Source organism: Tenacibaculum sp. TB-56 (assembly GCF_059716275.2).
The window spans coordinates 1,549,455-1,570,234 of sequence record NZ_CM201367.1; the positions used below are offsets into that span (position 1 = coordinate 1,549,455).

Consider the following 20,780-nt stretch of genomic DNA (forward strand, 5'->3'; position numbering starts at 1 on the left):
ACTTCGAAATCAAACTTTTGTTCTCTAAAACGCCTCGTGCGCTTACCCCGATGTATTTTACTTTAATTGCAACCGCATCCTCCGCTCGACTTTTGGTTGGTAACGGGCATAGCTCCTTCCCGAATGGAAAAAACATAATTTTTGAATGCACTTCCCATATGTGATGCTGTTTGCATTTCCGGGTCGTTGATATACTGTCTTTCGTAGGGTTTTACAGCAGAACAGCTACACAGCAAGCAGATGGCGAGGATTGATATTATGTACTTCATAGTTTATTTTTTTTGAAAAATGGACTTTGTTTTTTTTATCGATGATGATAGCGTGCGTTTGGGGCAGCTGGTCGATAAAACCGATGCCGTTTTTAACCCCTTTTACATAAACGGCCGTAGCCAAGGCATCGGATAGTTCGGCACTTGGTGAAACTACGGTCACGCTTTTTATGCCCTGCAACGGCTTTCCGGTAAAGGGGTTTATGTTGTGCGAGTATTTTTTTCCTTTATAAAGAAAATGCTGTTCGCTGTTTCCGGATGTTGCAATGGCATTGTTTGAAAGTGGCAGTTGAAAAATACTTGAGGTTATGGATTCGGGGTTGGCAACACCCACTTTCCAAAATTCGTTTTTTTCATTTTTTCCGATTGCCCTAATATCACCGCTGGCGTTTACATAGCCCGATTCCAAACCGTTGTTCTTCCACAAGTCGATTACTTTATCCGCAGCAAATCCTTTACCGATGGCACTAAAACTAATTGCCATTTGGTTTGCCAAGAATTTAACCGAACAAGTGGTTTCGTCAAAGGCTATTTTTTTATAACCTGTTTTTTTTAAAGCCTTTTCGATGTGTTTTTGCTCCGGCATTTCAAATGTGGCCTTGTCAAAACGGTACAGCTTCTTCAAAGGACTTACGGTAATATCAAAAGCCCCTTTGCTTAATTGTGAAATGGCAATGCTACGTTTTATCAGTTGAAATGTTTCGATATCGGTGGTTACCCATTTTTCTGATGCGTTTTGGTTGATTTTTGAAGTCATCGAATCCGCTTTGAATTCTGACAACAAGGCTTCCAGTCTTTTTATTTCGTTGATGCCTTCGCTCAAAAATTGTTGGGCAATAGACGTTTTTTCGGCAACCACTCCCATTGAGAAAATAGTGCCCATCATTTTTTCGGTATGGGTGTAGGTTTTCATTGGGCAAACTCATCTATTTGTTCAATAAAGCTTTTTAAATCTATATCCGAGTTGTAGCTTAGTTCTCTGTGGATATTGCCGTTGGATATGATAATGGTCGGGAAAATTCCTTTAAAATTGAACTTTTCGGCAATTTCGTTATTGAATTTGATTTGTTCCTTCGTTAGTTTTTTCCGCTGCGGAAAATCGACCCTGAGAAGTTCGATATTTTTTTCGTTCAGATAATCCTGAAATAAAGGGTCCTTCAGTATTTTTTTATCGAACTTATGGCAGTAGGCACACCAATCGGAACCCTCGAATACCACCAACGTTTTTTTGGCATCGATTTCGGAAGGATTAAAAGAGGACTGCAGCAATAGTAAGGAAATTGCTATTGAAATTATTTTACCCATAGCCGTTTAGTTTTCATTCTTGTTTTTAATGGAATAAGAGAAGTTTCCATAGAAATTCAAGTGGAATAATAATGTGGTCAATAATAGGACAAACACGATTGCCGCCCTTATCATTCCGGCTTGGGAATGGATTTGGAATTCGGAAATAAAGGCAAAAGCAACATCCAATAGAAAAGCCACTAAAGCCCACTCTGCGAATCGGACAAGTTTATTGTTTTTTGTAAATAATGGTATGAGAAGTGCCAAGCAACCAAGTATTTTAAAATAGCCCAGACTTACAATGAAGTAGGGCGGATACCCCATATCGGTTACGTTCTTTGGAAATGTTGCAGGGTTCTTTGTAATCTCAAAATAACCACTACCGGCAAAAAACAAGGCTATTATTAACAATAGGGCGTAGTAAACCCTTAAAGTGATTTTATTTTTCATTCTAACTTAATCTTTTATTGTGGGCGAAGTTAGAATGTGGGAAGAACGGTTAAAAGGACATTTGTCCAAAAATCAAAAACTGCGAATACGGCTTAAATGGCGCTGTGTAATTCCCATATAGGAAGCAATATATTGCAATGGGATGTTTTTAAAGTACTCAGGAAATTTTTCTTCAATAGTTTGATAACGTTCTGCGGAAGTTTTTTCCAAAACTTCCCGCCTTTGTATTTCAAGAGAACGGTATTCGTTGTCAATAATCATTTTCATAAACCGGCTCCAATTGGGATATTCCTTTTCCAATCTATCGGCATTGGTTTTTGAAATAGTCCAAAGTTGGACATCGGTAATGGCTTGGATTGCTTTTTCGCTCCTACTGCCGTTGAGGTATGAGGAATAGGATGCCAGTGGTTGGTTTTCTGAACGAAAACAATAGGTATGTTCTTTACCATCTCCTAAAAAATAGCCTCTTAGGATTCCTTTTTGGACAATGGCCAAAGTATTTGAATATTCTCCAACATTTACAAAGTATCCTCCCTTTTGGAACCGCCTAAACTCAAAAAGAGGAACGATTTTCTGTAATTCCTCCAAACTGAAGATGTTATATTTTAAGAGAATATCCTTTAACATAGTTGCAAATGTACAAAAAGTGGTGTGAAGTTAATAATTCTTACAAGCTATTTGTAGGACAAGAAATAGGGTTTATGGTACTTATTCAAAGTTTTTTCGGAAAGCTTCGGGCGAATAATTTAGTGTGCTTTTTGAAATATCCAACTAAGTGGGAAACATCTTCATGACCCAACAAATCGGCTATTTGTTGCACTTGGTTACGGGTTTCCAACAAAAGTCTTTTTGCTTCCAATACAACATATTCGTTGATAAGTGTTGACGGTGTTTTGCCGAGAAGTGCCTTTGTTATGGTGTTTAATTGATAGGTTTTTCAGAGTAGAATGTAACGGTTTTCTGTTCCTTAAAATAGATTTCTATCAACTCCAAAAGTTTTTCCAAACGCTGTTGGTTATAATGCTTTTTGTAGAAATGGAATTAAAGCTGTATCGGGAAAGTTCTATTAGTGGTATTTCCAAACAAGATAAAATTATGGCTCTGTAATCCCTTCGTTTATTGTTGTATTTATTTTTCGCATTCTTGCTTCAATTGTTCCAACCAATAGAGCATATCTTCTGCTAATCTTTCGTTCATTTTCTTCTTCATCAAGTTGATAATCCAGCCTTCCATACTTTCTTCAACTTTCACTTTTGTGCCGTTTTCAGTTGGTTCTAAATACCAGTTATGAATTGCACTTGCACCAAACGTTTTTCCTCGCCAACCAAGAATTTTATTGGTTGAAAAGGAATGAATCTTTGACCTGATTTTACTTCCATTGGTTTTCCAAGTAAAACTACTTCCATCTTGTAAATTACTTAGCAGTTTTGGTTTTTTTATTCTTTCATTCCATTTATCCCAGTTTTGAATGTTGGTCAAAATTTGCCATACTTTTTCGGATGTAGCATTGATTACTATCTCGTTTGTTTGTACTACTGGTGCATCTTGATTGATTGTCATTTGTGACTGATTTTGTGCTTTGACATTAATGGCCATTGCCGTTAAAAAAATTAGAATTAAACCTTGCTTCATTTTTATTCAATTTTGTTGAGGCAAAGTTGAGGACTAAATTTTTCTATCGGCTTGACATAAATCAAGAAGTGCGTTTCGTTTGCTTTTTTCGTATTCGGCTTAATGTCTCGGCTGTCATTCCAAGCATTGAAGCTATTTGATTAAGTGGTACTTCATTGAAAAGAGTTGGGTTAAAGGCAAAGAATTGATTATATCTTTCTTCTGCATTAAGTGCCAAATGGGAAATTACTCTATTTTCCAACACAGTAAAACACTTGGACAAAAACATCTTTTCTAATTTGTCCCATCTGGGTACTCTTGTTGAAATTTTGTTGTAGTTCTCTTTTGAAATCGTCCAAAGCTCTACATCCGTCACTGCTCGGTAGTTTACTTTTGATTTTTGGTCAAATAGAAACCCAGATAAATCAACAGCAAAATATCCGCTTGAAGAAAACCATTTAGTTACTTCTTTTTCATTCACGTATAAGAACTCTCGAAGTATGCCCTTCTCCACGAACCCCATTTTTTTTACATATTGACCTTCTTTCAAGAAATAATCTCCTTCTAAAATTACTTTTGGTTTAAAGAGGCTCTTTATCTGTTGAAATTCATTTTCAGTAAATCCAAAGGTTTGAATTATATGTTTTCTTAGTTCAGGCATCTATATTATTGATAAATACATTGGCTTTTTGTAAGTGCAGTAGCGGGGTTTTGTAGGCTCACTTTTCGGTTTGGTACTGCCGTAAATTTATGGAATCTATTTTATGATAGGCACTTAACCGCTATTGTTTATATACATTTTTGTTGTGCGTTCGTGTTTTTTTCCGTTTATCAATCTCTATAGCTATTTTATAAAAGTCTCTAAATTTACTTTTATCGTATTTTGCTCTCATTGCAGAGAGAACATCGGTCAATCCCAGACTGCACCAATCCCATAACATTGTATCAAAATTATATTTATACATCTGTTCCCCAACTTCTGCCCTTATTTGGTCAACTTCTTGTTTTTCAATTCCATTTTCTTCAAGTCTTTTTAAAACTCGTTGCTCATTTTCTTGGGTAAATTCCGTATCTAGGTAAGGTTCCAAAATCCAATCCCAATTCCAGCTATGTTCGGTCAATTTTATGTTATTTCTTTCCGCAAATTTTTTTAATTCTTCTTTTTTCTCTGCTGAAACGAAAATTATATCATTAGTGACATATACTTTGCAAACTCCAAAATCCACACTCATAGCGTCTATTTCGTTTGCTTTGATAGTTTTGTTGGGATAGGCAATTGAAGGCTCGAATGGATAGTCTGAAATCTCTATTTCATTTTCAGCAATTTTCGATTTTCCAATTCCACACAATAGATTTTTAATTTCATATTCAGTCAAGTTAAAAAAAGCTCCTTTAGAAGTTTCTTTTTTTATTGATTTGAGTATGTTTTTTAGAAAATTCATTGCGTTTTGTTCAATAGGCACAAAGGTCAAGTGTATGATGTAGTAGATTTTATGTGCTAACTTTTTGGTTTGGTGCAAAGATGGCAAATTGGCGGAAACGTATATGCCCCTGCCCATAGCTCCCCATCTTAATACAGGATATAGGGAACGTCGTACACAGTAATGTCCTTTATCGCCTGCCATGGTGCTTGCATGAACCGCTTTTTGCCCTTTGGATCCCCGGTAATATCGTTCCACACATATTCTACCTTATACTCCTTGTCCTCAAAGTGCAGTGAGCCCAGTAGGCAGTAGGCCCCGCTGCCTCCCCAGCCGTAATGTCGTATCTCTGCCTTGTCCCACCGAAGGGCAGCACCTTGGGGAACGGTGTCCAATAGCTCTCTTTCGAACCCGTCGGACCCGGGATATCGCCTCCCGATTCCCAGTTCGTATAGGTCGTAAGGGTAATCCTTGTTCTTTATTTTCTTTTTCCTATATACCTGCACCGGTCTCAACGTGGTCACCGTTTTCCCAATCAGGGGCCGGAACGGTTCGGTATCGTTCAGGCCCTTGGTGCGCGTCTTGGTCAGATAGTGCATGGTCAACAGGGCGATGATGGCCAAGCCCACGAAAATTAGGATTACCGTTTTTAGTGCGCTACCCATAAGCCTATTGGTGTTTTGTTGATGGATTTTACTATGTCCATGACGTAAAAAGAGTTTTGTTCGCCCCGAACTTTACTTACTAAGACAGCAAAATGGCAGAAACTTGGGGCTTGTTACGTTCTCCGCAATTGCTTATAGCATCCGTATTGGATGCCGTTGTTTACTCTACTGATTTAATTTTATTATTCTTTAATAGAATTTTAAGTCCGTGTTCTTCATCCCAACTACAATCAAAAACCAATTCTAATTCATCTTCCTGCCCCATGCAAATTGTGTTGATACATAAATTTCGTTTGATAAATTCTTCATTGGTGAAATTAACCTTATGTAGAATTTCCATAGTTCTTTTTGCATATTCATAACGTTTCGCAGCCGCATATGCCCCGCCACTTCCAAATGTAGAATGAACTATATAGGCTAGGATTTTTTTCTCTACTTCGGTAGATTTATTTATCAGTTCTTCAACACTTTTAAAGCTTTTAACTTTTTCCGAAGAATAAAAAATCACTTTTTTGGGATTGGAATATGGTTCTTCATAATAATCATATACATCCGAATCGTCATACCATTCATGGCTATTTTCAGGATCTTCAAAATTTTCCGGATTGTACAGATTGTAATAAACGTTCCAGTCTTTAAAAATGAAATTGTTTACTTCCAAATCTATTTCGCCAAAATTTTCATTTTGTTCTTTCAGTTGTTCTAATATTAAAGTCATTTGATTTTTTTCTGTTCTTAATGCATCTGACAGGAATTTTTTTCATTTTGTTTTTTCACTTTTTCAAAGGTCAAATATTTTTCTCGCCAAGATTCTCGATTTTCTTCAACCATTTGTAGCGGAAATCTTCAGTCGATAGTCGAATTGGGCCAATCGAAGTAATTTTTACTGACTTTACGCCAATAAAATTCATTGTCAATTTTTTCATTGCCTTGTTAGTAGGGCTTCCGTAAAACCATTTGTAATACCAAGCAGGTTGGTCCAAAGTGCAAATCAATCTTGAGGTTTTTCCTGTAAAATATTTGTCCCACCACAAAGAGCCTTCCTTTTTCTTGAAAGCAAATCCGGGAAGTAAAACTCTGTCTAAAAATCCTTTCATAATGGCAGGCACAGAACCCCACCAAACGGGATACACCCAAACAATATGGTCTGCCCATTTTAGTTTTTCTTGTGCTTGTAATAAGTCAGGTTCAAGTTCGGTTCGTTTTCTATAACCAAATTGAAGATTGGGATTGAAATCCAACTCTCTAATGTTAATTTCCTTTATTTCGGCACCTGTTTTTTCCGCTCCTTTTCGGTAACCCTCGGAAAGCCCAAAGTTGAAACTTTCTTTATCTGGGTGTCCGTTTATGATTAGTATTTTCTTTTTTGTCATTCTTGTTTTTTTAAATTGGCTACATAGGTTTTGTCTATGGCTTATGGCGGAAAACCCACTAGGATTTTCCGTTAAAACGATACGACAGTACAATACCGTGGCTATTGCCCAACATACTATTTTTAAGTGCTACGTTATAGAAATACACAAACTTTAGGTTTTTTAAGGCATATATTCCACCCAAAAAGTTTATGGAAGCACTACTCCGGTAGCCGGTACCAATCTCAAACTTATTTTTATAATTCACGGCAAGGTTCACGTCCACCTGCATAGGGGCACCCCTTTCGTGCTTCAGCAAAACGCTGGGCTTGAGCATAATTTCTTCAAACCTGTTGGTAAAAAAACGATAGCCGAAATAACCGTAAAACGGATTCCTAAGGTTCAGGTCGTCGCGGGAGGCCAGTTGGTCGCCCAGAATATTGGGGGCCGAAACGCCCATATAAAAATGTTTCCGGTTATACAGAAATCCGACTCCGATGGTGGGGATGGTAGCGTTGATGTTCTCGTCGAATTCCGGGTCGCCCACGATGCCCAAATCCAACAAATTTTCACTGTACTGCCGTACTCCCGCAGTAATCCCGAATGACAGTACGTTTTGGTCGTAAATCTGCCAGTAGGGGCGGTTGCTCCTTTCGTCAAAGAATATTTTATAGGAATAGGCCGCAACCACATGGGTGCTGGTGGTCACACCTATTTTGTCGTGTAAAATGGCTCCGCCAAGGCCCATTTTTCCATCGGAAATCGGGGTATGGAAACTGAACGAAATCGTTGTGGGATTCCCTTCGATACCGTTTAAATAGCCGTAATGGCTCAAGGTCGCCTCGGCACCGTTCGCCATACCGGCATAAGCGGAATTGACGATAAACGGATTGTAATTGTACTCCGGAAATAAAGCAGTCTGTTGTGCATGGCCGACAAAACCGAAGACAAGCACCATAAGTGCGGGGATGTATATTTTGAATAATCTCATGGTTAACGTTTTAGGACTAAAAAGCCGGTTGTCTTTTTTAGGTGATGCTGCTCCGGAAGGTTCTCGATTTGAAAGAAATAGGTCCCCGAGGGCAATTGGTCGGCACCCAGGCTTCTCAAGCGGTTTGCGGTTCCCCGAAACACATTCGTGCCGTTGTTATAGCCCCGGATTTGGAACACCATATCGCCCCAACGGTTGTAAATGGAAACGATGTTTTCGGGATAATTTTCAATGCCGTGAATGACCCAAACATCGTTGATGCCGTCGCCATTGGGGGAAAAACCGTATTTGGTTTCATCGACCAAATCAGTGGTTCGGGTTTCCGTAGTAAAACTGATTCCCGAACAGCCCGTAGCATTGCCTGCCGAATTATACGGAATCACCGAAACAAAAATCTCGGTGTCCTCGGGAAAATCCGTTGTGGGATTGTAGCTCGTTCCCGTTGTAACATCGGCATTATCCACGAGTTCCGTACCGCCCGAAGTCGTCCCGATGCTCACGTAATAGCCGTCCGCCCCGGAAACGGCGTTCCAAACAATATTGGCATTTACTGCCACGTCCGTTGCCCCATCAGTCGGACCGGTAATCACGGTACAGTTAGGAACGGTCGGTGCCGGAGTAGTGTCCTCCGTGGTAAAACTGATTTCCGAACAACCCGTGGCATTGCCTGCTGAATTATATGGAATCACCGAAACAAAAATCTCGGTGTCCTCGGGGAAGTCCGATGTGGGATTATAGCTTGTTCCCGATGTTACATCGGCATTGTCCACCAATTCCGTACCGCCCGAGGTCGTACCGATGTTGACGTAATAACCGTCCGCATCCGTAACGGCGTTCCAAACAATATTGGCATTTACTGCCACGTCCGTTGCCCCATCAGTCGGACCGGTAATCACGGTACAGTTAGGAACGGTCGGTGCCGGAGTAGTGTCCTCCGTGGTAAAACTGATTTCCGAACAACCCGTGGCATTGCCTGCTGAATTATATGGAATCACCGAAACAAAAATCTCGGTGTCCTCGGGGAAGTCCGATGTGGGATTATAGCTTGTTCCCGATGTTACATCGGCATTGTCCACCAATTCCGTACCGCCCGAGGTCGTACCGATACTGACGTAATACCCGTCCGCACCGGAAACGGCGTTCCAGGTGATATTTGTACTGATATTAACATCGGTTGCTCCATTGGTCGGACTGATAATAGTGGTACAGGTCGGTGCAGTGGCCAAGGTTTCCGTAGTAAAACTGATTCCCGAACAACCCGTAGCAGGGCCGACCGAATTGTACGGAATTACCGAAATAAAAATATTCGTATTCTCCGGAAAGTCCGTTGTGGGATTATAGCTTGTTCCCGTTGTAACATCGGCATTGTTTACGAGTTCCGTTCCGCCCGAAGTCGTCCCGATGTTGACGTAATAACCGTCCGCACCCGTAACGGCATTCCAAACAATATTGGCATCCACCGCAACGTCCGTAGCACCATCGGTCGGACCGGTAATAGTTGTACAACCCGGAACGGTCGCCAAGGTTTCCGTAGTAAAACTGATTCCCGAACAACCCGTGGTAGGGCCGACCGAATTGTACGGAATTACCGAAACAAAAATATCCGTATCCTCGGGAAAGTCCGATGTGGGATTGTAGCTTGTTCCCGTTGTAACATCGGCATTGTTTACGAGTTCCGTTCCACCTGAGATCGTGCCGATACTGACGTAATAGCCGTCCGCCCCGGAAACGGCGTTCCAAACAATATTGGCATTTACTGCCACGTCCGTTGCCCCATCAGTCGGACCGGTAATCACGGTACAGTTAGGAACGGTCGGTGCCGGAGTAGTGTCCTCCGTGGTAAAACTGATTTCCGAACAACCCGTGGCATTGCCTGCTGAATTATATGGAATCACCGAAACAAAAATCTCGGTGTCCTCGGGGAAGTCCGATGTGGGATTATAGCTTGTTCCCGATGTTACATCGGCATTGTCCACCAATTCCGTACCGCCCGAGGTCGTACCGATGTTGACGTAATAACCGTCCGCATCCGTAACGGCGTTCCAAACAATATTGGCATTTACTGCCACGTCCGTTGCCCCATCAGTCGGACCGGTAATCACGGTACAGTTAGGAACGGTCGGTGCCGGAGTAGTGTCCTCCGTGGTAAAACTGATTTCCGAACAACCCGTGGCATTGCCTGCTGAATTATATGGAATCACCGAAACAAAAATCTCGGTGTCCTCGGGGAAGTCCGATGTGGGATTATAGCTTGTTCCCGATGTTACATCGGCATTGTCCACCAATTCCGTACCGCCCGAGGTCGTACCGATGTTGACGTAATAACCGTCCGCATCCGTAACGGCGTTCCAAACAATATTGGCATTTACTGCCACGTCCGTGGCTCCATTGGTCGGGGCGGCAATCGTGGCACAATCCGGAACGGTCGGTACAATGATTTCCTCCGTAGTAAAACTGATTCCCGAACAGCCCGTTGCTTCGCCCACTGAATTATACGGGATTACGGAAACAAAAATTTCCGTGTCCTCGGGGAAATCCGTTGTGGGGTTATAGCTCGTTCCCGTTGTAACATCGGCATTGTTTACGAGTTCCGTACCGCCGGAAGTGGTGCCGATATTGACGTAATAACCGTCCGCACCCGTAACGGCATTCCAAACAATATTGGCATCCACCGCAACGTCCGTAGCACCATCGGTCGGACCGGTAATCGTTGTACAACCCGGAACGGTCGCCAAGGTTTCCGTAGTAAAACTGATTCCCGAACAACCCGTGGCAGGGCCGACCGAATTGTACGGAATTACCGAAACAAAAATATCCGTATCCTCGGGAAAGTCCGATGTGGGATTGTAGCTTGTTCCCGTTGTAACATCGGCATTGTTTACGAGTTCCGTACCGCCGGAAGTGGTGCCGATATTGACATAATAACCGTCCGCACCCGTAACGGCATTCCAAGTGATATTTGTACTGATATTAACATCGGTTGCTCCATTGGTCGGACTGGTAATTGTCGCACAGTTTGGAACAGTGACCAAGGTTTCCGTGGTAAAACTGATTCCCGAACAGCCCGTAGCGTTGCCTGCAGCGTTGTACGGAATCACCGAAACAAAAATCTCGGTGTCCTCGGGGAAATCCGATGTGGGATTGTAGCTTGTTCCCGTTGTAACATCGGCATTATCCACCAATTCCGTACCGCCAGAGGTCGTTCCGATACTGATGTAATAGCCGTCAGCACCGGAAACGGCATTCCAAGTGATATTTGTACTGATATTAACATCGGTTGCTCCATTGGTCGGACTGGTAATCACGGTACAGTTAGGAACGGTGGCCAAGGTTTCCGTGGTAAAACTGATTCCCGAACAGCCCGTAGCGTTGCCTGCAGTGTTGTACGGAATCACCGAAACAAAAATCTCGGTGTCCTCGGGGAAGTCCGTTGTGGGATTATAGCTTGTTCCTGTTGTTACATCGGCATTATCGACCAATTCCGTACCGCCCAAAGTCGTCCCGATGCTGACGTAATACCCGTCCGCTCCCGTAACGGCATCCCAAACAATATTGGCATTTACTGCCACGTCCGTAGCACCATCGGTCGGACTGGTAATCACGGTACAGTTAGGAACGGTGGCCAAGGTTTCCGTGGTAAAACTGATTCCCGAACAGCCCGTAGCGTTGCCTGCCGAATTGTAGGGAACTACCGTAACAAAAATATCCGTATCTTCCGGAAAGTCCGTTGTGGGATTATAGCTTGTCCCCGTTGTAACATCGGCATTGTTTACGAGTTCCGTTCCGCCCGAAGTCGTTCCGATGTTGACGTAATAACCGTCCGCTCCGGAAACGGCGTCCCAAGTGATGTTTGTATCTACGGCAACATCCGTGGCATTATTCGCAGGCGTTATGTTCGTGGCACAGCCGGGAACGGTGGGCAAGGTTGGCTCATCTTGCAATTCGTAGGCACCCATGTCGATATTTGCCCCGAAACGTCGAGATTGACCATTCAAATCCAAATCTGCACCAAGATTTCCTCCATTGCTATTATACAGAGAGTTACTGCCCGCATTCACGCCGGGACTACTTGACAACAAACTAAAATCATTGGTGGCAGGGTTTTGAAATACATGGTTCAGTTGTACTCCCGAAGCACTCAAATTTCCATTTGCTGTGCCATTAAAACCTTGTACTAAACTATATCTTCTTATAAGCTCATCGGTTGGGTCTTCTAGATGAACACCATCTTCAAAATTGGCATTCCGGGAAGTATTTCCCAAGACAATGGAATTGAAAAGCCTAATTCTATTATTCGTTCCATGTCGTGTAGACATTCCTCCTCCTACAGTAGCTATATTGTTTACAATGGTAGAATTGATGATTGTCAACATATTGCCTCCACGTACAAAAAGTCCACCACCATAGCCACCTGAATTATCAAAAACCAAGCTATTTCTCACGAGAAGATCCGCATTTGTATATATTGCTCCGCCAGTACCTCCCCAATTTCTTGAGAATGTACAATTTGATACCTCAGGTAATTCAGTACCTCCATAACTCCCTGTTACACGGAGCCCACCACCTTCATTTGCTGCATAGTTACCAATAAACCGTGAATTTCTGACAGTGGATCCTTCACTATAAAAAACGGTTAGCCCTCCTCCGCCTGATTCCCCATAATTGTGTCTAAAATCACAATCTTCAATAACTATACCTTCACCTGGACTTGAACGATTAACAAATACCGCCCCTGCGGAACCTGTTGCCATATTTCCCCTAAACAATACATTCTGAATTGAAAGTCCCTCAATATTATTGACCCTCAAACCACTGCCAATATAATATGTTGAAGAATTTGCGTATCCTCCCGTAACCTGAAAACCATCCAACACGGCAACACCTAAATCGCCTTGCCCTTGTACAACGCCCAATACATTTTCATTGTTCCCGGAAATCACCAGGTCTTCCCCAAATCCGGTTATGTTATCATCTCCATTATAATCGCCGCTCAAAATTGTTTGGAAATTTCGATTTGCTGGTAAAACCCTATCGGATAATGTGGTTTCAGTACCTTGAAACCCGCCGTACAATTGCACGTTGCTGACGAGGGTAAACGTATTTTGTCGGGATGTGGCACCTACATCATCACCGGAATTATTATATCTCGGGTAATGAACACCGTTACTGGCCCAGATTTGAAGAGGTGCTGTTTCCGACCACAAATTATTATTGCGGTTTTGGTACGCCCATCGTAATGCATCGGCCAAATTTGTCGCCTGTGCCCACGAGCTTCCATCGCCTGTGCCGGTGGGGGACACATAAATTTGGGCACTTAAAACCGTACTGAACAGTAGTAGGAAAAGTAAAGGGATTCGGGTTGTGTTCATATTCAATAATATTGGTTCAATAATAAACGTATTTTTATCTTTTGCTTTGCCCTCTACCACCAATTTGCTCGGGGTAGGGCATAATAGGCCGTGTCCTGTTCGGTCTGCCACGGTGCTTGGTGGAATTTCCAGCTTTCCGGAATTTGATCGAGGGCCTTGCCGATATCTTGTTTGCCCCACGGATACCCCACTTTATACACTTTTCCGTCATGGTTTACGGTGCCGAACAGTATGGGGTCGGAACTTCCAGAAACGCCATTGGTGTATTGGATGGCCTTTTCCAGAGCCAATCGGGTCCCGGCGGGAAAGGTGGTTATTTTGTCCACCTTGCCCAACGCCTCCAAATCGTGTAGGTATTGCCAATTCGGGTGCAGGCTGTCCAACAGGGTATAGGGATATTTGGAGTTCAGAATCATATAGTCCTTTTCCTCGAACATCACGGTTTCCTTGTCCAACGTAACGGTTTTTCCCACCCATTCCTTATAGGGTTCGTAGTTTTTGAGGCTGGTGGATTTTGTCTTTATGGTGGCATAGAGCATAAAAACAAACAGCCCGATGCCGCCGATAACGACCCCTGCGATAATGCCCATAATTTTCTTTGTTGTCATAATTTATAGTATTATAAAAACGGTCAAAGCCCCCAAGGCCGAAATGGCCGTTAAAAAGAGGTTGATGACCAGTTTGGTTTTCCGCTTTTTTCGGTACAGCACCACACTTTCTATTCCGAAGTATAAAAGGCACGACCAAGAGGTGGCGATAAAGGCATACACAAGCCCGTAGCCCATGGGGTCTTTCCTGCCGTTCAGGATAATCAGGTACACCAGCAGGAACAACAGGGGAACGGCCACCAAACGGATGATGAGGTACAGTACCCAAGCGGTATGTTCTTTTTGTGCCATGCCCCTTTTTATTTCTTGTCCGTGATATAGATTTCCGTCAGTCCGTCGTCCGATTTAAGGCGGATGTTATAGCCGGTCTGCTCTTTGAGTTTTACCGGGGAAGGCTTTCCGTTTCAAAATCGGTACTGTTGAGCTGTTCCTTGGGTTTGTGGGTTTTGTTCATCTCGGTGGATTTCGCAAGGTGATATACATCGCCTTCAACTTTTACTATTTTAAACCAACCGAAACGAATTTCGCCTCCCAAAACACTGTTTTTTTCTTTCCGGAGTTCATAATGCCCGAAATAGATGTCGCCCGCTACCGGGGCTTGTTCCATGGCCACCGCTTTTTCGGATTTGGGCAGGGGCGGTTTTACGGAATCGTAAGCCAAATAGCCGAAAAATCCTATAACCAACAGCACGAACAGCCACCCGACAAGGGTCATTTTAAAGGTGAAAGGAGGTTTGGGGGCTTCCGCAACTTTTTGTTTTTCAAAGGCTTTCATTTCGGGCGTCCAGTGGCGACGGGCAATTTTTTTGCCTTCCACATCGTCCCAAAATTCACCGGCGGCCTTTTTGGCATTTACGGTATAGATGATGGTCCGCACCTCATTTCTGTATATGCCCAATACCATGGGGTTGTTGGGGTTTTTCGGGTTTCGCAGCCCTTCGGCGGCATGTGCCGCCAGTTCCAGTTTAGTTATTCTAAAAAACATACGCTTTTATCAGTTTTACTGTGTTTTATATACTGTGTTCGGTTTTTTCTTTTTTTTTAAACTATATAAGAGATTAAGGGGCATTAAGGCTTAATACTCTTCCCTTCTTCATGCTTTTTTCAACTATTTTCTTCTATTTTTCGTTTCATTTTCATCATTAATAAATGGATGTGGTTTTAATGTGTTTCAACATATCGTGTATCCGGATTTTTGCTTCGTGGTCCGTTTCTGGATAGTGATAATGCACTTCCAAATACCGTTTATCCTTAAAATAAATTTTTGCCGTACCATTTATATGGTTTCCCGAAAGTTCCTCGGTATAGAAAATGTACCGGTTACGGTATCGGTAGCCTTTTATTATTTCCTGATGGGTCTTGTTGAAAGTCGCCTCGTCCATATTTGTGTCCTTCAACACCGTATAGAGTTCCACTAATCCGTTGGGCGATGGGTACGAAAAATAATAATCGCCTTTGGGAGCGGGTCTGTTTTGTGTAAACGGGGTGTTCTTTATCTTTAAATGTACCTGGTTGGATAGATATTTCCCGGGGTAGATTCCGATAAAAGGGTCTTTCCAGAAACTTTTGGGCCTCGCTATACGCAATTGTTGCACCGAGGCATTTTCCCATTGGGGAACGTTGAGGTTTATTTTTTTGTTGATTTCCTTTAACTTGTTGAGCGTGGCCAAAGTATCGGATTTTACCAAAGGCACTACCGTTTCAAAGACCAATTGCCCTTGTTGGTAAAAGCCCAGTAAATAACGGTTAAGGCCTGTATTGGCCCAGTAGATTCCCGTTTTGTAGCGGTCGTTTTTATTAAAAACCGAAGTTTCGTACAGTGATGCCGTGTGCGTGTCCATAGCGGCATCCATTCCCCCGAAAATAACGTTGCCCGTTTGTGAGTAACTGTTATTGAGAAAGACTTCCCGACCATCGTACAACAGGGTGGCATGGAGGAACAAATCGCCCCATTCCGGGTCTTTGTACAGCACTTCTTCCTGCCGGAAGATAACCGTATCGTTTTCTGTGTAGCCTTCACGGAGTTCTTCGGTATCACTGTAATAACGCCCCATAAAAGGGAATACCTGCCGGGCGTTGGTAAACACCACCTTATCGTCTTCATGTTGTTTCAGTTCGTTGCCGAACGGGGCTTGGCGGAGCCAATTCCCGAGATTTTTTCCGGTGAACGCCGCAACATCCTCATCCCACACAAAATCCTTTTTGTTGTTTGAAGAGCAGCTTGTCAATACCATAAACACCAACAAAAAGACGTTGGGCAAGAGATATGTTTTTCGGTTTATTTTCATCATAAATCAATCCATATAAATATTGTGCTGCCGCACATAAGGTTCCAAATATTTCCGCAGTTCGCTATGGGTGGCGTTGGTCGCTGCGAAGGAAATTTCAACAGTGCCTTTCAGGGATTTTAAGAACGTATCCCGCACAAAAAAGTTCGTTATCCTCGCCGCATATTTTTCGGGTCTGGACACTTTGACCATCAAGGTCCTGGTATAGAGCCGTATATATTCCACGTCCCTCCATTCCAACAGTCCTACAGCTTTGACCACCGGCGAGGTGGTGGCCCTGATGCCCGTGTCGGAAATGATAAGGCCGGTTCGTTTTCCTTTTTGGGATGGATTATTAATTTCAGAAAGAAGAAAAGTCCCAAAAACGTCAAAAAAACACCGCCTACCAGTACCGATAGGTTGACGGGGTCGGCCCAAAGCCACATATAAAGGGCGAGCAATGCTCCCAGAATGCTTAGCCCCAGAAAAAATAAGGCTCCCTTTTTTTGGTCGTTCTTGCTGTATGTAAAGGTTTTTGTCTGCATGGTCTTTAGGTGTTTTTTAATCCTCAAACTGTTTGTTGAACCGCTCTATGGCGGCTTCAAGGGCTTTGTCGGCAACTTCCAAACGAGCCGCATCCACCTCTTCCGGTCGGGTGTATGCTTTAAGAACGCCCTGGGCAATTAAAAAAGCTTCAAAATTGGCATCGGGTACGGGTGTGGTTTGGGCACTTAATAGTGTACTAAATAATAATAGTAGGAAAAGGGGGCTTAAAATATTTTTCATTTATACAAAAACTTCAAAAAGTTATTAACTTAAATTGTTATTATTGGTCTTTAAAAAAGTTCATTAACCTAATCCTTCATTTAGCGGTTATATAATTGTTGTAAAAATCAGCATTAAAAGGAAAACCACACCTATTAAACGCACTACATAGTATCTACTTCATATTTTTTGCATATACAAGTTATCTACATGTGTTTTTATCTATTGTTAATCAGGTGTTTATTTTGGTATTTATTAGGTGGTTAAAGCACATTTTAAACCCAATCAACCTGTTTTCTTTTTATTACTTTCTATTTTTGTAGATACAATCGAACATATCATTAAATGAGGATTTTTACGTTTATAACCCTATTTTTACTTTGTACAGTTGCCAAATCCCAGAACATTTTAGAATCCACGAAGCAGGTACTTGATTCTGTAGAACAGCTTCAAATGCAAAATAAAACGCAGGATGCGATTGAAACTTTAAAGAGGGCTATCCGCAGAACCAGTTCATCTGATGACCTTGCCTATTTGTATGCTTATCAAAGTGGACTTTATATTTCCATAGATAGCCTTTTAACAGGAAAAAACCTATTGAACCGTAGTCTGGAAGCTGCTGAAAAGGCAAAAAACAACACCTCTAAAGCTGTTGCCTATAGGGCGAAAGCTTATTTGAACTACCATCTTAACCTGCCGGATGCCGTTGTAAAAGATGCACATACGGGGCTAAAGTATTTAGAGGGAAACAATACCGATTTAACAACAAAATACTATCTAAACTATCTTTTGTACAGCACCTACAGTAGGTGGGTAGATGAAGAAAAGATGGAAAAATACATCCTAAAGTGTAAGCAATACGCTATTGAGGCCAACGATATCAATTTGCAGGTAAACGTAAACAATGGCCTGTCCAGTATGTACCTGGCACGCTATAGGAAAACCATGCAAACAAGCATGTTGGACAGCACTTTCCTGTATCTCAACAAGTCTTTTGAACTTCACCAATCGAACCCTAAAAAAGTAAGCAACGATACTTTTGTGATTACCTGTATAAATATGGCGAATTACTATCTTGAATTTTCTTCTGAGCCTATGGAAATACGCAAGGAAAAGGCTTTTCATTACCTCCAACTGGCCGAAGGGAAACTTCAAAAAAAGGAGGCATCCTCAGAAAAGTGGATTAACGTATTTGGCATTAAAAGCGGCTTTGCCAGGGAGGAGGGGGATATCTCGCTTGCAGAACAGTATCTTTTACAGGGGTTAAGCCTGTTGATGAGCGACAAAGGAAATTATTTTAAACTGGAATACAAAGTAAACAAAGAACTTGCGGGCATTGCAGTGAAAAGAAATGACCTAAAATCGGCTCTGGACTACCAAGAAAGGGCAGAAGGGTTATTGAAAAAGTCTTTTGACGAACAGCAGTTGCTAAATGCCCAAAAATTGGAAATTCAATACGAAACCGAAAAGAAAGACCAGCAATTAAAATTGTTGAAGGAACGCGAGACATTTCGAAAAAAACAAAATTATCTCTATGGAGGTATTGCACTCGCATTGCTTTTTGGACTTGCTTTTATGTTTATATCATATCATTTTAAGCTGAAGTTTTCCATTGAACGGGAAGAAAAGCTCAAACAGGAAAAGGAAGAAGGCGAACATAGAGCCAATCTGAAACTGAAATTTGAAAGAGAAGAGCGGTCCCGATTGAAAGCGGAGCAGGTGCTCTTAAGTATTAAACAGCAACAGTTGGAAAAGGAATCTCTGGCCAACTCTTTACTTATTGAGTACAAGAACGATATGTTGCAACAAATAAAATCCAAGATTAAAGAAGGCGACACCGGAAAAATACAAAAGCTACTAAAAGAAGAAATGCTTTTGGCCGCGAATTTTGAAGATGTTAAGACGCAAATACAAAAAGTACGTCCTGATTTTTTTAACCAGTTGAATGCGCTCGCTAAACGTAAATTGACATCGTTGGACCTAAAGTATTGTACCTACCTGTATTTAAAAATGACTACAAAACAAATTTCCCAGGCATTACACGTAGAGCCGCAAAGCGTTAGGATGTTTAAATACCGTTTAAAGCAAAAATTTGATTTAAGCAAGGATGAGCACCTTGATGACTTTTTGGGCAATTTAAGTTAATGGATGATTTAAATAAAATTCAATTCTTGGCTCTTATTTGGATTTTTTTCAACGAGCTTATCTTTATCATTGTTGTTTTTTACTGTTCACAACCGTTTCACCGGTATTCCTTTTTTATACAACATCAGGAGACCAATGGGGGTCTAAGGATTTACTGTGCCCCTTGGGACATTTTCCATATCCGGAAGATGTAGTATACCAGTGTTTACTGCAATAAAATTTATTGCAAGTTGCACAATAACCAGCCATATCATAGAATTGTTCTCTAATAAGAATAGCGTTATAAGGTTTGGTAAATGCATCAATTAGTGCCGCCTTTCGCTTCAAATCAATAGGGTTCCCAATAAATCCATTACTTCCACCGGGCCCCGAATATATCAAATAATTGGATTTGAAATCCCGAAATTTATTGTAATGGACATAATCCTTTGCATTCCACTTTATGGCATCATTAGGGTAGGCATTTGGTTCGACAATTTCAATTTTGGCAGCCAGATTGCCGCATTTTGAACACACAGGGTCCAAACAGATTGATTTAATGTCATCATTTTTGTTCATTGTAGCTTTTAAACTGACATAAAGTGTTTTAAACGTACTCCAGAATCCAAGAACCTTAATCTGCCTGCCAAGGAACCGCATTGGACAAAGTTATTTGGTCTGTTTTTATAACCATTTTGCTTCAATTCCCAATTGAATCAATTCGTTAAGCACATTTTCTTTTGCATAGCACAATGTGGCCTTTTTTAAGTTGGGGAAGTGTTTTGCATCTTCGGTGCGTTCAATATCCCAATAGTCTTCGTAGCCTTCGCACCCTAAACAGGTGTTCATGTAAATGTCATTGCCGCCATCCTGATAAATCTCGCTAATTTCATGGGCATATTTTACCGGAACGGGCAGTTGTTTTAAGTAGTCCATTACTTCGGGGATGGGCTCAAACCGCTCTTCTTCGGTATCAATTGTTCGCTTTTTGTACCATTTAATAAATTCGTAAATATCAAATTTGGGATGAAGAAGTTCTTTTTCGTACATCAAAATTTGAAGGATACAAAGCTTAAAATTAAAGTCGGTAAAATGGATTTCAGGTTCGTTAAGGGGCTTGATTTCATATTTGTTTTCCGGAATTTCAAAATACTTATCATACCAAATGCTCACGCCAAAAGGGTGGTCGTCATCAGGCCGTTGTAATTTGCTAACATTCCAAAAGCCTTGCAAATAGCCTTCTTTATTGTCTTCCTGTTCAAAAAAAGCAACCGCTTTATCATTTATAAACAATTTGCCCCCAAACGGTCGCTTTGGTTTTACCTTTAACTTTTCATTGCTGGCAAATAGGCATTGTATACCGTGAATGGAACCAATGGATTCTGTTACCTTTATCCCCAATGAATCCCAAACATGGGTTTTTGAAAAGTGTATTTTTCATCGGTTATCAATCGGGTTGGTTTGCCAAAAAGTTCTTTCAGTTGGTTCATTTGAATGGGGTGTCCAATGGAAACACCGTTTATTTGCAGGTCTTGCTTTGTACATTGAATGGTTATGTTTTTTGCTTTTTTATTGAACAGGTTTATCATTTTAGTACCGTGTTT

At 41.6% G+C, this 20,780-nt stretch carries 22 protein-coding genes and 1 pseudogene; 1 reads left to right on the plus strand and 22 read right to left on the minus strand.

Annotation, left to right across the window (positions count from 1 at the left end; all coding sequences use genetic code 11):
• Nucleotides 1-62: 62 nt before the first annotated feature.
• From AC3VI6_RS07525 to AC3VI6_RS07615, 19 genes and pseudogenes are all read right to left on the minus strand, one after another.
• Entirely contained in the window at nucleotides 63-269 is a 207-nt protein-coding gene (locus AC3VI6_RS07525) for a DUF4266 domain-containing protein (RefSeq protein ID WP_497705714.1), read from the minus strand.
• Nucleotides 226-1,182, minus strand: coding sequence for an FAD:protein FMN transferase (locus AC3VI6_RS07530; protein ID WP_497705715.1), 957 nt, complete (start codon nucleotides 1,180-1,182; stop codon nucleotides 226-228). The genes AC3VI6_RS07525 and AC3VI6_RS07530 overlap by 44 nt, the downstream gene beginning before the upstream one ends.
• Nucleotides 1,179-1,574, minus strand: a complete 396-nt coding sequence (locus AC3VI6_RS07535) for a thioredoxin family protein (RefSeq protein WP_497705716.1) — start codon at nucleotides 1,572-1,574, stop codon at nucleotides 1,179-1,181. The genes AC3VI6_RS07530 and AC3VI6_RS07535 overlap by 4 nt, the downstream gene beginning before the upstream one ends.
• A gap of 6 nt (nucleotides 1,575-1,580) precedes the next feature.
• The gene (locus AC3VI6_RS07540) at nucleotides 1,581-2,003 is read right to left on the minus strand and encodes a DoxX family protein (RefSeq protein WP_497705717.1); all 423 of its coding nucleotides are present in this window, start codon (nucleotides 2,001-2,003) and stop codon (nucleotides 1,581-1,583) included.
• Nucleotides 2,004-2,075: 72 nt separating this feature from the next.
• Nucleotides 2,076-2,630, minus strand: coding sequence for a Crp/Fnr family transcriptional regulator (locus AC3VI6_RS07545; RefSeq protein ID WP_497705718.1), 555 nt, complete (start codon nucleotides 2,628-2,630; stop codon nucleotides 2,076-2,078).
• 85 nt (nucleotides 2,631-2,715) lie between these two features.
• Nucleotides 2,716-2,922, minus strand: a pseudogene (locus tag AC3VI6_RS07550) (helix-turn-helix domain-containing protein); the annotation flags it as partial.
• 209 nt (nucleotides 2,923-3,131) lie between these two features.
• A complete protein-coding gene (locus AC3VI6_RS07555; protein ID WP_497705719.1) occupies nucleotides 3,132-3,563 on the minus strand; it encodes an SRPBCC domain-containing protein in 432 nt (143 codons plus the stop codon).
• A 133-nt stretch (nucleotides 3,564-3,696) separates the two neighbouring features.
• Nucleotides 3,697-4,275, minus strand: coding sequence for a Crp/Fnr family transcriptional regulator (locus tag AC3VI6_RS07560; RefSeq protein WP_497705720.1), 579 nt, complete (start codon nucleotides 4,273-4,275; stop codon nucleotides 3,697-3,699).
• Nucleotides 4,276-4,396: 121 nt separating this feature from the next.
• Nucleotides 4,397-5,239, minus strand: a complete 843-nt coding sequence (locus tag AC3VI6_RS07565) for a DUF7079 family protein (RefSeq protein WP_497705721.1) — start codon at nucleotides 5,237-5,239, stop codon at nucleotides 4,397-4,399.
• The gene (locus tag AC3VI6_RS07570; protein ID WP_497705722.1) at nucleotides 5,185-5,700 is read right to left on the minus strand and encodes a hypothetical protein; all 516 of its coding nucleotides are present in this window, start codon (nucleotides 5,698-5,700) and stop codon (nucleotides 5,185-5,187) included. Before AC3VI6_RS07570 ends, AC3VI6_RS07565 begins: the two co-directional genes overlap by 55 nt.
• Nucleotides 5,701-5,860: 160 nt before the next feature.
• Nucleotides 5,861-6,418, minus strand: a complete 558-nt coding sequence (locus tag AC3VI6_RS07575) for a DUF6985 domain-containing protein (RefSeq protein WP_497705723.1) — start codon at nucleotides 6,416-6,418, stop codon at nucleotides 5,861-5,863.
• Between the two features lie 70 nt (nucleotides 6,419-6,488).
• Nucleotides 6,489-7,073, minus strand: coding sequence for an NAD(P)H-dependent oxidoreductase (locus tag AC3VI6_RS07580; protein WP_497705724.1), 585 nt, complete (start codon nucleotides 7,071-7,073; stop codon nucleotides 6,489-6,491).
• 58 nt (nucleotides 7,074-7,131) lie between these two features.
• Nucleotides 7,132-8,043: a PorP/SprF family type IX secretion system membrane protein gene (locus tag AC3VI6_RS07585; protein ID WP_163517001.1), complete on the minus strand. Its 912-nt coding sequence runs from the start codon at nucleotides 8,041-8,043 to the stop codon at nucleotides 7,132-7,134.
• A gap of 2 nt (nucleotides 8,044-8,045) precedes the next feature.
• Nucleotides 8,046-13,472 (minus strand): T9SS type B sorting domain-containing protein, encoded by a 5,427-nt coding sequence (locus tag AC3VI6_RS07590; protein ID WP_497706580.1) that lies wholly within the window; start codon nucleotides 13,470-13,472, stop codon nucleotides 8,046-8,048.
• Nucleotides 13,466-14,020, minus strand: a complete 555-nt coding sequence (locus AC3VI6_RS07595) for a hypothetical protein (protein WP_497705725.1) — start codon at nucleotides 14,018-14,020, stop codon at nucleotides 13,466-13,468. The genes AC3VI6_RS07590 and AC3VI6_RS07595 overlap by 7 nt, the downstream gene beginning before the upstream one ends.
• A 3-nt stretch (nucleotides 14,021-14,023) precedes the next feature.
• A complete protein-coding gene (locus tag AC3VI6_RS07600) occupies nucleotides 14,024-14,311 on the minus strand; it encodes a hypothetical protein (protein WP_497705726.1) in 288 nt (95 codons plus the stop codon).
• A 91-nt stretch (nucleotides 14,312-14,402) separates the two neighbouring features.
• Nucleotides 14,403-15,005 carry a hypothetical protein gene (locus AC3VI6_RS07605; protein WP_497705727.1) on the minus strand — a complete coding sequence of 201 codons (603 nt, stop codon included), beginning with the start codon at nucleotides 15,003-15,005 and terminating at the stop codon, nucleotides 14,403-14,405.
• Between the two features lie 157 nt (nucleotides 15,006-15,162).
• Nucleotides 15,163-16,311 (minus strand): hypothetical protein, encoded by a 1,149-nt coding sequence (locus tag AC3VI6_RS07610; RefSeq protein ID WP_497705728.1) that lies wholly within the window; start codon nucleotides 16,309-16,311, stop codon nucleotides 15,163-15,165.
• Nucleotides 16,312-16,848: 537 nt separating this feature from the next.
• Nucleotides 16,849-17,073 carry a hypothetical protein gene (locus tag AC3VI6_RS07615; protein ID WP_497705729.1) on the minus strand — a complete coding sequence of 75 codons (225 nt, stop codon included), beginning with the start codon at nucleotides 17,071-17,073 and terminating at the stop codon, nucleotides 16,849-16,851.
• Between the two features lie 432 nt (nucleotides 17,074-17,505).
• On the opposite strand from AC3VI6_RS07615, the gene AC3VI6_RS07620 reads away from it, so the two are divergent.
• The gene (locus AC3VI6_RS07620; protein WP_497705730.1) at nucleotides 17,506-19,197 is read left to right on the plus strand and encodes a helix-turn-helix transcriptional regulator; all 1,692 of its coding nucleotides are present in this window, start codon (nucleotides 17,506-17,508) and stop codon (nucleotides 19,195-19,197) included.
• A gap of 114 nt (nucleotides 19,198-19,311) precedes the next feature.
• On the opposite strand, the gene AC3VI6_RS07625 is transcribed toward AC3VI6_RS07620, so the two are convergent.
• The 3 genes from AC3VI6_RS07625 to AC3VI6_RS07635 all read right to left on the minus strand — a co-directional run bounded on the left by AC3VI6_RS07625 (nucleotide 19,312) and on the right by AC3VI6_RS07635 (nucleotide 20,765).
• Nucleotides 19,312-19,755 (minus strand): hypothetical protein, encoded by a 444-nt coding sequence (locus tag AC3VI6_RS07625; RefSeq protein WP_520436158.1) that lies wholly within the window; start codon nucleotides 19,753-19,755, stop codon nucleotides 19,312-19,314.
• A gap of 105 nt (nucleotides 19,756-19,860) precedes the next feature.
• The gene (locus tag AC3VI6_RS07630; RefSeq protein ID WP_497705731.1) at nucleotides 19,861-20,577 is read right to left on the minus strand and encodes a DUF6892 domain-containing protein; all 717 of its coding nucleotides are present in this window, start codon (nucleotides 20,575-20,577) and stop codon (nucleotides 19,861-19,863) included.
• Nucleotides 20,568-20,765 carry a DUF7738 domain-containing protein gene (locus AC3VI6_RS07635; RefSeq protein ID WP_497705732.1) on the minus strand — a complete coding sequence of 66 codons (198 nt, stop codon included), beginning with the start codon at nucleotides 20,763-20,765 and terminating at the stop codon, nucleotides 20,568-20,570. The genes AC3VI6_RS07630 and AC3VI6_RS07635 overlap by 10 nt, the downstream gene beginning before the upstream one ends.
• Nucleotides 20,766-20,780: the final 15 nt, after the last annotated feature.

Coding starts and splice junctions, on each gene's coding strand:
- AC3VI6_RS07525 (WP_497705714.1), bottom strand. CDS start 269: ATGAAGTACATAATATCAATCCTCGCCATCTGCTTGCTGTGTAGCTGT.
- AC3VI6_RS07530 (WP_497705715.1), bottom strand. CDS start 1,182: ATGAAAACCTACACCCATACCGAAAAAATGATGGGCACTATTTTCTCA.
- AC3VI6_RS07535 (WP_497705716.1), bottom strand. CDS start 1,574: ATGGGTAAAATAATTTCAATAGCAATTTCCTTACTATTGCTGCAGTCC.
- AC3VI6_RS07540 (WP_497705717.1), bottom strand. CDS start 2,003: ATGAAAAATAAAATCACTTTAAGGGTTTACTACGCCCTATTGTTAATA.
- AC3VI6_RS07545 (WP_497705718.1), bottom strand. CDS start 2,630: ATGTTAAAGGATATTCTCTTAAAATATAACATCTTCAGTTTGGAGGAA.
- AC3VI6_RS07555 (WP_497705719.1), bottom strand. CDS start 3,563: ATGACAATCAATCAAGATGCACCAGTAGTACAAACAAACGAGATAGTA.
- AC3VI6_RS07560 (WP_497705720.1), bottom strand. CDS start 4,275: ATGCCTGAACTAAGAAAACATATAATTCAAACCTTTGGATTTACTGAA.
- AC3VI6_RS07565 (WP_497705721.1), bottom strand. CDS start 5,239: ATGGCAGGCGATAAAGGACATTACTGTGTACGACGTTCCCTATATCCT.
- AC3VI6_RS07570 (WP_497705722.1), bottom strand. CDS start 5,700: ATGGGTAGCGCACTAAAAACGGTAATCCTAATTTTCGTGGGCTTGGCC.
- AC3VI6_RS07575 (WP_497705723.1), bottom strand. CDS start 6,418: ATGACTTTAATATTAGAACAACTGAAAGAACAAAATGAAAATTTTGGC.
- AC3VI6_RS07580 (WP_497705724.1), bottom strand. CDS start 7,073: ATGACAAAAAAGAAAATACTAATCATAAACGGACACCCAGATAAAGAA.
- AC3VI6_RS07585 (WP_163517001.1), bottom strand. CDS start 8,043: ATGAGATTATTCAAAATATACATCCCCGCACTTATGGTGCTTGTCTTC.
- AC3VI6_RS07595 (WP_497705725.1), bottom strand. CDS start 14,020: ATGACAACAAAGAAAATTATGGGCATTATCGCAGGGGTCGTTATCGGC.
- AC3VI6_RS07600 (WP_497705726.1), bottom strand. CDS start 14,311: ATGGCACAAAAAGAACATACCGCTTGGGTACTGTACCTCATCATCCGT.
- AC3VI6_RS07605 (WP_497705727.1), bottom strand. CDS start 15,005: ATGTTTTTTAGAATAACTAAACTGGAACTGGCGGCACATGCCGCCGAA.
- AC3VI6_RS07610 (WP_497705728.1), bottom strand. CDS start 16,311: ATGATGAAAATAAACCGAAAAACATATCTCTTGCCCAACGTCTTTTTG.
- AC3VI6_RS07615 (WP_497705729.1), bottom strand. CDS start 17,073: ATGAAAAATATTTTAAGCCCCCTTTTCCTACTATTATTATTTAGTACA.
- AC3VI6_RS07620 (WP_497705730.1), top strand. CDS start 17,506: ATGCAAAATAAAACGCAGGATGCGATTGAAACTTTAAAGAGGGCTATC.
- AC3VI6_RS07625 (WP_520436158.1), bottom strand. CDS start 19,755: ATGAACAAAAATGATGACATTAAATCAATCTGTTTGGACCCTGTGTGT.
- AC3VI6_RS07635 (WP_497705732.1), bottom strand. CDS start 20,765: ATGATAAACCTGTTCAATAAAAAAGCAAAAAACATAACCATTCAATGT.